Source organism: Alteromonas alvinellae (assembly GCF_902705805.1).
Genome location: NZ_CACSIH010000077.1, coordinates 1 through 9,718, shown reverse-complemented (window position 1 = coordinate 9,718; position 9,718 = coordinate 1). Strand labels below are relative to the sequence as shown.

At 44.3% G+C, this 9,718-nt stretch carries 8 protein-coding genes; 6 read left to right on the top strand and 2 right to left on the bottom strand.

Annotation, left to right across the window (positions count from 1 at the left end; genetic code table 11):
- The first annotated feature begins 391 nt into the window (after nt 1-391).
- The 6 genes from folD (at nt 392) to ACX5KA_RS05350 (ending at nt 6,722) form a co-directional block, all read left to right on the top strand.
- On the top strand, nt 392-1,246 hold the full coding sequence (gene folD, locus ACX5KA_RS05375; protein WP_014950149.1) for a bifunctional methylenetetrahydrofolate dehydrogenase/methenyltetrahydrofolate cyclohydrolase FolD: 855 nt from the start codon (nt 392-394) through the stop codon (nt 1,244-1,246).
- Between the two features lie 105 nt (nt 1,247-1,351).
- Entirely contained in the window at nt 1,352-1,930 is a 579-nt protein-coding gene (locus ACX5KA_RS05370; RefSeq protein WP_039216901.1) for a DUF1415 domain-containing protein, read from the top strand.
- Nucleotides 1,931-2,168: 238 nt separating this feature from the next.
- Nucleotides 2,169-2,888 carry a tRNA (N6-threonylcarbamoyladenosine(37)-N6)-methyltransferase TrmO gene (tsaA, locus tag ACX5KA_RS05365; RefSeq protein WP_458730601.1) on the top strand — a complete coding sequence of 240 codons (720 nt, stop codon included), beginning with the start codon at nt 2,169-2,171 and terminating at the stop codon, nt 2,886-2,888.
- A gap of 182 nt (nt 2,889-3,070) precedes the next feature.
- On the top strand, nt 3,071-4,789 hold the full coding sequence (locus ACX5KA_RS05360; protein ID WP_458730600.1) for a proline--tRNA ligase: 1,719 nt from the start codon (nt 3,071-3,073) through the stop codon (nt 4,787-4,789).
- A 38-nt stretch (nt 4,790-4,827) separates the two neighbouring features.
- Nucleotides 4,828-5,676: an MBL fold metallo-hydrolase gene (locus ACX5KA_RS05355; RefSeq protein ID WP_458730599.1), complete on the top strand. Its 849-nt coding sequence runs from the start codon at nt 4,828-4,830 to the stop codon at nt 5,674-5,676.
- A 29-nt stretch (nt 5,677-5,705) separates the two neighbouring features.
- On the top strand, nt 5,706-6,722 hold the full coding sequence (locus tag ACX5KA_RS05350) for a phospholipase A (RefSeq protein ID WP_458730598.1): 1,017 nt from the start codon (nt 5,706-5,708) through the stop codon (nt 6,720-6,722).
- 85 nt (nt 6,723-6,807) lie between these two features.
- Here ACX5KA_RS05350 and ACX5KA_RS05345 read toward each other — a convergent pair whose 3' ends face one another.
- Nucleotides 6,808-7,710, bottom strand: coding sequence for a histone deacetylase family protein (locus ACX5KA_RS05345; protein ID WP_458730597.1), 903 nt, complete (start codon nt 7,708-7,710; stop codon nt 6,808-6,810).
- A 175-nt stretch (nt 7,711-7,885) separates the two neighbouring features.
- The gene (locus ACX5KA_RS05340) at nt 7,886-9,508 is read right to left on the bottom strand and encodes a methyl-accepting chemotaxis protein (protein ID WP_458730596.1); all 1,623 of its coding nucleotides are present in this window, start codon (nt 9,506-9,508) and stop codon (nt 7,886-7,888) included.
- Nucleotides 9,509-9,718 lie beyond the last annotated feature (210 nt).

The window sequence follows — 9,718 nt, the reverse complement described above, 5'->3', positions numbered from 1 at the left end:
CCCTTGTACCCAAAACAAGTGCGCTACCAAGCTGCGCCACTCACCGACTGTCGTACCGACCTTGAAGCGTTAGCCTCTGTGCCGTTACGGGGTGCGAATATTACTGACATCCCCCCACCTCGTCAAACACTTTTTTAAATAAAATCATCAACCGCTCACAAAGCATCCATTCTCACGTTTTTTTGAACAATTACCCTTGTATTTACCTATTTTTAGCCTAGGTTTGCGCTTCTTTTAAGGGTAAGCATCAGGCTTTCCATTAACGGATGTTTACGTTGAACATTTGTGGCGAATAATTGCAGAGCAATAACTACTAGAGTATTAGTCCTATTTTATGAAACAATATAGGGCACTTGTTGACCACCCAACCATATAAGAATCGTACAAGACTATGACCGCCCATCTTATTGACGGCAAACTAATTGCCAAACAAGTTCGCCAACACGTAACCTCCTATGTTGAATCGCTTACGCAAGCAGGTAAAAGACAACCAGGCCTAGCCGTTGTCCTTGTTGGCAGTGATGCAGCTTCTCAAGTTTATGTTTCCAATAAACGTAAAGCGTGCGAAGAAGTGGGGTTCGTTTCTCGCTCTTTCGACCTTCCTTCTGATACCACAGAAGAGACCTTGCTAAATTTAGTGGACGAGCTAAACGAAGATAAAGAGATAGACGGAATTCTGGTACAGCTTCCTTTACCTGCAGGGTTAAATGCAGAAAAGGTACTTGAACGTATTCACCCTCATAAAGATGTCGACGGATTTCATCCATACAATATTGGCCGCCTTGCACAGCGTATTCCTGCACTACGTCCCTGCACGCCAAAAGGCATCATGACCATGATAGAGTCAACCAAGCGCCCTGTAAAAGGCTTGGACGCGGTCATTGTAGGTGCGTCGAATATTGTGGGGCGCCCTATGAGCCTAGAACTGCTTTTAGCAGGCTGCACCGTTACTACCTGTCACAAGTTTACTCAAGACCTTAAAAGTCACGTTCAACGTGCAGACCTACTGGTAGTCGCTGTAGGTAAACCGAACTTTATTCCTGGTGACTGGGTAAAACAGGGCGCGATTGTCATTGATGTAGGTATTAATCGCGTTAATGATGGTTCACTTGTTGGCGATGTTGATTTCGAAAAAGCGAAAGAGCGCGCAGGCTGGATAACCCCCGTTCCAGGCGGTGTTGGGCCGATGACAGTAGCCAGTTTGATAGAGAATACGCTGGAAGCTTACGTAAAATATCATTCTTAAAGCACAAATAGTTCAACCAAAATGTTAGGCAGAAATCAAATTTCTGCCTTTTTATTTTATACTTCGCTCACGTTGAACACAGACTCAAACTGACCTACACCTTTTATGGCAGAACCAACATCTCCTTTATGGGAACAGCACGTAATTGATGCAACGCTTAAATGGGTTGACGACATTGTGATAAAGCACAACTTTTGTCCCTTTGCACGCTATGTAAGAACACCTCACCAAATTCGGTGCGTGGTAATTGAGGGCGATGCGGGAAATGTCGTTCAATCGCTATACGATGAGTTGCGGCATTTAGAAGAGAACGAAACCACCGCTACAACACTAATTGCACTCACGCATTCAACCCTTGCTGATTTCAACGAATATCTCGATGTTTTGGCTATCAGCGATAATATGCTGCACGACTGGGGATACAGCGGCACTTACCAACTTGCCAGCTTCCACCCCAATTATGTATTCGACGGTAGCGACGTAGACGATGCTGAAAACTATACCAATCGTTCACCCTACCCGCTTTTCCATTTGATTCGTGAAGCTGATATCACACGCTACATGAAAAAAGAAGAGGATGCCGAAAAGATATTCAGCCATAACATTGAAAAAGCACGGACGCTTGGGTGCCCTTACTTTGAGGGTGTGTTAGACACGCTTAAAAAAGATAAGCCCGCTCGATAAAACACGTGAAGCTTACCTTTTTTGTGCAATGTAAAAAACACGCACTAAAAAGAGAATAAGCTCGTGATGCGAGCAGGCCCAAAGTATTGGATTACTCCAGGGAACCCAAATAAGCAGCTCCTTATAACAAGCAGGATGTTTATTTGGCTCAAGCTTTCACTTGAAACGTTACTTTACCTGCAAATTATGTGAGTAATATGACAACGTTACACATTTTCGACTTCGTTAAGGCTAAAACGTGAATACCCACAATTCATTTTCTCTCGAGGCGATAGCGACCGTCGCTACGCCTTTCAAGCAAAAGTTTGCTATTCCAAGACAGCCCAACTTGGCTAACGCCCAAGGTGTTATCACCTTCAAAGAAGGCTTTAACGATATCAATATGCTCAAAGGGATAGAGAATTACAGTCACCTGTGGCTGCTTTTTATTTTTCACCAAAACATTGAACGCGGTTGGAAAAATACGGTGAAAGCCCCTCGTCTAGGTGGTAATGCAACTATGGGCGTACTGGCAAGTCGCAGTACCCACCGACCTAATGGGATTGGCATGTCTGTGGTGAAAAACAAAGGTGTGGTTAGCAGTAACGGACAGACACAGTTAGTGGTTGAAGGGATAGATTTAGTCGACGGCACACCACTAGTCGATATCAAGCCCTATATCGCGTACGCTGATAGTGTTCCTAGCGCCAGCGATAATCTTGATGACATTAACCCCATACCCAATCGCGACGTTTCATTCGCTGATACAATCCAGCCCATACTTGCTGAAATAGAGAAAAAGCACACTGATTTTTCTGCCTTGGTGACCGCGGTTCTGTCTCAAGACCCTCGCCCCGCGTATAAACAGCATATTGAAAATGATGAGAAAACCTACCGCGTGACGTTATACGATATTGATGTGGGGTTCGAAATAAGAGATGCCGCCGTTAAGGTGACCGAACTGGTTCATTTAGGATAATTACACTATTAGTGTTAACAGTCTGTGGCGAAATAGCTCACAGTTAATTAGAATACGCCCAATCGTGTGAAACCTTATCTCGGTTCAAGCACTTCGCAATGCTTTGTTTTGCGAATTGCCGTTTGCGAAAGAGCATCACACTAACCGTCATAAATACATTTATAACAGGATACCTGCTTTACATGCGCACTAGTCAATATTTGCTTGCCACGCAGAAAGAAACACCTGCAGATGCAGAGGTTATCAGCCACCAGCTTATGCTAAGAGCTGGTATGATCAGAAAGCTTGCCTCGGGTCTATACACATGGTTGCCATCTGGTCTTCGTGTACTTAATAAAGTAGCCAATATTGTTCGTGAAGAAATGAACAAAGCAGGCGCGATTGAAGTGCTAATGCCCGTTGTTCAACCAGCCGACCTATGGGAAGAGTCTGGTCGCTGGGAAGAATATGGACCAGAGTTACTTCGTATTAAAGACCGCCACCAGCGTGATTTCGTGCTAGGACCAACGCACGAAGAAGTAATTACAGCACTAGTTCGCAATGAAATTAGTAGCTACAAGCAGCTTCCACTTAATCTGTACCAAATTCAGACTAAATTCCGTGACGAGGTGCGCCCTCGTTTTGGCATTATGCGCGGTCGTGAATTCACCATGAAAGATGCATATAGCTTCCACATAGAAGACAGCTGCCTTGAAGAAACCTACCAAAAAATGTACGACGCATACTGCAACATATTTTCGCGTATGGACTTAGACTTCAGAGCAGTTATTGCCGACTCTGGCTCTATTGGTGGTAATCATTCTCATGAATTCCACGTGTTGGCTGCATCAGGTGAAGACGATATTGCGTTTTCAAGCGAAAGTGATTATGCGGCAAACGTTGAAATGGCTGAAGCTGTTGCGCCTGAAAAGGCAGCTGCTTCGGGTGCGGCCGTTGAAACCAAAGATGCCAAGGGCAAAGATTTCGAAAAAATTCTCAAGAGCATTGATACCGAAACTACCAATGCAGTCAAAGTTGTAGTAGTAAAAGCAGCAAACGCAAAAAATGAGAAAGGCGAAGAAGTACAAGAAGACAATTGGGTCGCTCTGGTACTACGTGCAGATCACGAACTTAACGACGTTAAGGCAGAGAAAATACAAGCAGTGGCTGCTCCGCTGGTTGAAGCGTCATTCGAAAAAGCTAAGGAAGTGCTTGGTGTAGTCCCCTACTTTGCAGATGCAACTAACCTTCCCATTCCAGCTTACATCGATGCAAGTGCAGCGGCCCTTGCGGACTTTACTACAGGCGCTGGCGCAGGTGGTAAAATGAACATCAACGTAAACTGGTCTGAAGATGTCACTGGCGTTGATATTCGCAACGTTGTAGCTGGCGATGCGTCTCCTGACGGAAAAGGTACCCTTGATATTAAGCGCGGTATCGAAGTGGGTCATATATTCCAGCTTGGCAGCAAGTATTCAGAAGCCATGAATTGCGGTGTACTGAGCGAATCAGGTAAACACCAAACCTTAACAATGGGTTGTTACGGCATTGGGGTGTCTCGAATTGTTGCGGCAGCTATCGAGCAAAATCACGATAAGTTTGGCATAAAGTGGCCAGATCCTATTGCACCGTTTAAAATTGCATTAATACCTATGAATATGCACAAGTCTCACCGTATTAAAGAAGCAGCAGAGGCGCTTTACGAAGAACTTGTTTCCCTTGGCGTAGAAGTATTATTTGACGATAGAAAAGAACGCCCAGGTGTTATGTTCAATGATATGGAATTAATTGGCATACCTCACAGCATTGTCATTGGTGAAAGAAACTTGGATAATCAACAGGTTGAATACAAGAATAGACGTACTGGCGAGAAACAGTTATTAGACCTTAGCGCAGCAAAAGACTTTGTAGCCGCTCTCTAAAACCTGAACTTGCCCATTAGATAAGAAAAAGAGGGCGTATGCGGTTAACATTTTATGGCGTAAGGGGCTCAATTCCCACTCCGGGGGCCGCTTACGTTCGTTATGGTGGCAACACTGCATGCGTTCACATTGAGCTTGAGGATGGTACTGATATCATCCTCGACTCAGGCACAGGCATTCGCTTACTTGGCGACAGCTTGATTAAGAAAAATTCGCCAATCTACCTCTTATTGAGCCACAACCATTGGGACCACATTCAAGGCTTCCCTTTCTTTGCACCCATTTACCAAGAATCACGGGAAATAAACATTTACCCGGGGCTAACCCAACTTAACGAGCCCGATCAAATTTTAAACCAAATGGAAGGTTCTTTATTTCCTGTCCCCAAAAGCGCGTTAAAATCGGCCATTAACCTTATAGAACTTCCGGCAGCACAAAATAGGTTTACTATTGGAAGCGCTACGATTACCCGATTAGCCATGAATCATCCTGGCAGCGGAAGCGCCTATTGTATTAAGGCCGACGGTGTCAAAATTGCTTATATCACCGATAACGAGCTTTACCCTCCTTATAAAAAAGAAACAGACTTTCTAGATTTTGCTAAGTTTGCTGATAATGCAGACTTGCTTATTCACGACGCACAGTACATGTTATCTGACATGCCGACAAAAAACGGTTGGGGTCACTCGGTGGCAGAGGAAGCGGTAAAACTGGCGATGGCCAGCCATGCAAAACAATTAGCATTATATAGTCATGATCCAGAACGCACTGATGACGATATAGATGATGTAGTGAAACACTGTAATGACTATGTCACAGTGGCAGAGTCTACTTTACACGTATTTGCATCTTCAGAAGGCCAAACGCTGGACTTCAGTAAAGCATAATAACAACCCCTTGCTACGGAGAATTAAAGGTGTCTGTGTTTAAGCCTTTTGTATTTTTGGCAGCGTTTGCTGCTTGTACACCTGTGTTCGCACAACAATCACAAGAAGTGATGAGCGAACAAACGTCAAAACTCGATAACAGTGAACAACGAGACACTGTTGAAGACGAGGACGGTCAAACATCACAGAATGAAAGCGGTATTGAAGTTATTGATATCATTAAACGTGATACGACTACAGAGAGCGCGCTAGATAATCGCTTAGAAGGTGATAAAGAAGCGCTAGACAATGTTTTTGCCATTACCCAGCACAGACAAAACTATTTACTTCCTATCACCTATGTCTCTAATCCTAATACATTCGGTAATGAAGAGTTAACGGAAGAAAACATAGACAATAAAGAAGCTAAGTTTCAGGTAAGTGCCAAGCTACCACTATATCTCGAAGATACTGGCTTCGACGGACTCTATTTCGGCTTTACGTTAACCTCATTCTGGCAGCTTTATAACAGTGAAGCATCGAAGCCTTTCCGAGAAACCAATTATGAACCGGAAGTCTTTTGGCAAGAAACAGCCGATTACTCCGTACTAGGCTACAAGTTCAATACCTTCCAGGTCGGTTTCAATCATATGTCGAATGGCCAAAGCGGCTTGCGCTCTAGAAGCTGGAACCGTCTTTTTGCGTCCATAGTATTCAGTGACAACGACGATATATACTACTTTAAGACCTGGTACCGTATTCCTGAAGATGAAAAAGCTGACCCACTGGACCCAACGGGTGATGATAACCCGGACATTCAGGATTACTACGGCCGAATGGAATTTGGTTATGGCAGAAAAATTGGTGCTTTCAAGGTACTGGCGTTGTTGAGAAACAATCTGGATTTTGACGAAAACAGAGGCAGTATTCAGCTAGATTTCACCTACCCTATTTCCGACCGCTATGAAGTACTCCTTCAATACTTTAACGGTTACGGCGATTCGCTCATCGACTATAACCGCTCACAAGAGCGCATTGGTATCGGGTTTCAGCTGCACTTTTTATAAAACAAGTATTCATACTTAATATCAAAATGCGCGCTACAAACATCCCATTTAAGCGCGCTTTTCTAAAACGCCACTCGCCGCATAGCTAATCAATCACACCGGCAGCTCGATAAAGCTGAATATGCACATCCACCAGCGCAGCAATATCCCTTTGATACCCTCCACCAATGACCGCAGCAATCGGAACGCCTAAACGCTCGGCTAACGCAAAGACTTGCGTATCTCTCTCGTACACGCCTTGCGTAGAAATATGTAAATGACCAAGGTCGTCGTTTACATGCACATCAACCCCTGCGTCATAGATGATGGCATCGGGCTGAAACTGTCTCATTACCATCGTTAGCGCTTGTTCTAGCGTGGTTAAATACTCGTCGTCTTCGGTGCCCTTATCGAGCCCTATATCAATATCGGAACGCTGCTTTCTGTGCGGGAAGTTTTTTTCACCGTGGATTGATAAAGTGAAGATATCCCGATCGTTTTCAGCCAGTTTAGCGGTACCATCACCCTGGTGTACGTCTAAATCGACAATGAGCACATTTTCAACGGACGAGTTTTGCTGCATAGTTTTCGCTGCCAAATACAAGTCGTTGAACAAACAGAACCCCGAGCCAAAATCAGCAAATGCGTGATGATACCCGCCCGTTAAATTCAAGGCTTTTCCATGTTCTAGAGCTAAGTTGGCTGTTAAACAGGTTCCAGCAACGGCAGTACGGGTACGCTCAATCAGCTGCTGCGACCAGGGAAAGCCTATGCGGCGCATGGCTTTTTTATCTAATGTGCCAGTACTGAGTGCATCAACATAATCCGGATCGTAATAGGCCGTGAGAAAAGATAAATTGACCGGAGTTGGAGTAACAAAACGCGATGCTTCTACACCCCGACTAAGCAATTCATCACGAATACCTACGTATTTTTCAATAGGAAAACGGTGTCGCTCAGGCAGGTCTAATTGGCTATAAATAGGGTGAAATACGAGTGGTGTAGTCATTATTATCAGTACTAGTTTATGGGCGCATGAAATCGGTAACAGAAAAAATGAAAGGAGCGCGATTTATTTATGCACTCTTTTGTTCGTGTTTCACGTTACACCAGCCCGAATAGATAATTGCTCGCTGAGTAGGTTGCTATCTTTGCGGACTGGAACTAATACTGACAAAGCCCAGTTACCGGGTCAAACTGTTCACCACCTTTTCAACGTTTTCTGACATACTTTTCATAGAACGTGACATATCGTCACGCTGCGCAAGTTGATGGTACTTTTCAGATGATGTCACCACGTTGCTAATTATTGTTTCCACTTGGTGGAGCACAGCCTCTTGTTCATCTGCCGCCTCGTTAAGCGCCACTACTACACTGGCCGTTTCTTGAATATCCCTGACCACGTTGTTTAATGTTTCTAGTGCTGTTGCAGCTTCAGCAGCGTTAGTTTCGGACAACTGCTTTCCAGAAGACATAGCCGCCACTGCACCCTTTGCTTCCGCTTCAAAGCTGCTCAAGATATCGTTAATTTCTCTAGTCGACTGCTGGGTTTTAGCCGCAAGAGCCCGAACTTCATCGGCTACTACTGCGAAGCCTCGCCCGTGTTCACCTGCCCTAGCGGCTTCGATTGCAGCATTCAAAGCTAACAGATTTGTCTGGTCAGCTATTTCATTAATTACATTTACCACTTTGAGAATATTGGTACTGCGGCTTTGCAGTTCAGACACAATGTTACTCGATTCCGTTACCGTCTTAGCTAGCTGTTTAAAGCCTGCATTGGCACTTTCAAACGTGGCATAACAACTCGCCACATTCTTTTCAGAGTTATTTGTCGCAACAGCAACTTGATCAGTAATAGCCACTAAATTCTGTACAATCTCTTTCAGTTTATCTGTGCTGCTATCAAGTGAGCGCGACGCATCCCGTTGTCCATTGGCCCCCTCCATAATGGATTGGCTGACGTTACCAAGGGTGCCGAACGCTTTTTCCATTTCTCGTTCTGCCTGTTGCAGTTGTGCAACCGACTCTTTCAGCTTGTATTGCAATGCGCGGGCAGAGTCGGCCAGCATGCCTAATTCATGACCGCTTGAATAGGTTAGTTCGTATTCATAACGGCTGTTAGCCAAGTTGGATATACACGCTACAACTTGCTTAGTTGGCTTAATGACCTGTGAGCGCAGTCGAGCAATAACATACACAACTGAAAGTACCGACAGTGCGATAGCTGCCAATAGAATTATCCAAAGCATAGTGCGCGTATTGGCTTTAAGCTGAGTAATCGCATTCGCTGAGTCTGCTGCAATTTCCGACGCGATACCTGAAAGAAGCTTAGCTGGCTCTCTATCAATACCGCGGACATAGCTATCTCCCACATTGGGGTCAAACCCTGAATCTATAAACGCCTTGTACCCTTCCCGATATTTCTCGGCCATTAGTGCATGCGCTTTTTGAAATTGCCTGATATCTGACTTCACGCTTTCACTTATCACACTACTTGATAGCATCAGGTCAAACTGGCGAGTGATGTCGGCCTCTCTCTGCTTGAATCGCTCCCAGTATTTTTCTCTGTCTTCTTTTTTGTGGCCACGCAACAACACGTTTTTCCACTCTTGAACCTGGGTTTTGAATGTACTTAGCGTGGTATTGACGTCTCGCTCAGACTGAACAAGGGTGTTTTCTAACTCATCGAACGAATTAAGTAACGAGAAAGACTTTAGAATTGAGGCACCATTTAATAGTACAAGAATGAAAAAGCTGGCGAGAACAGGGGTCATCACCAAACGGCTGATGCTTGTGTAATTGAACACGGCTTAACCTTTAGTATAAATTTAAAGAAGGACGTCGCCATTAAATGATATTTTTATGACGGTATGGTTACAAATTTGGTATGAACCAACATACCAATATATGCGAAAATATACACCCTTATAGTAACAGGCTTATTAACTTGCTCTTTTTTAAGTAGATACAAAAAAAGAGCCCGAAGGCTAATGCCGATCAGTTAAGAAATATTTTAG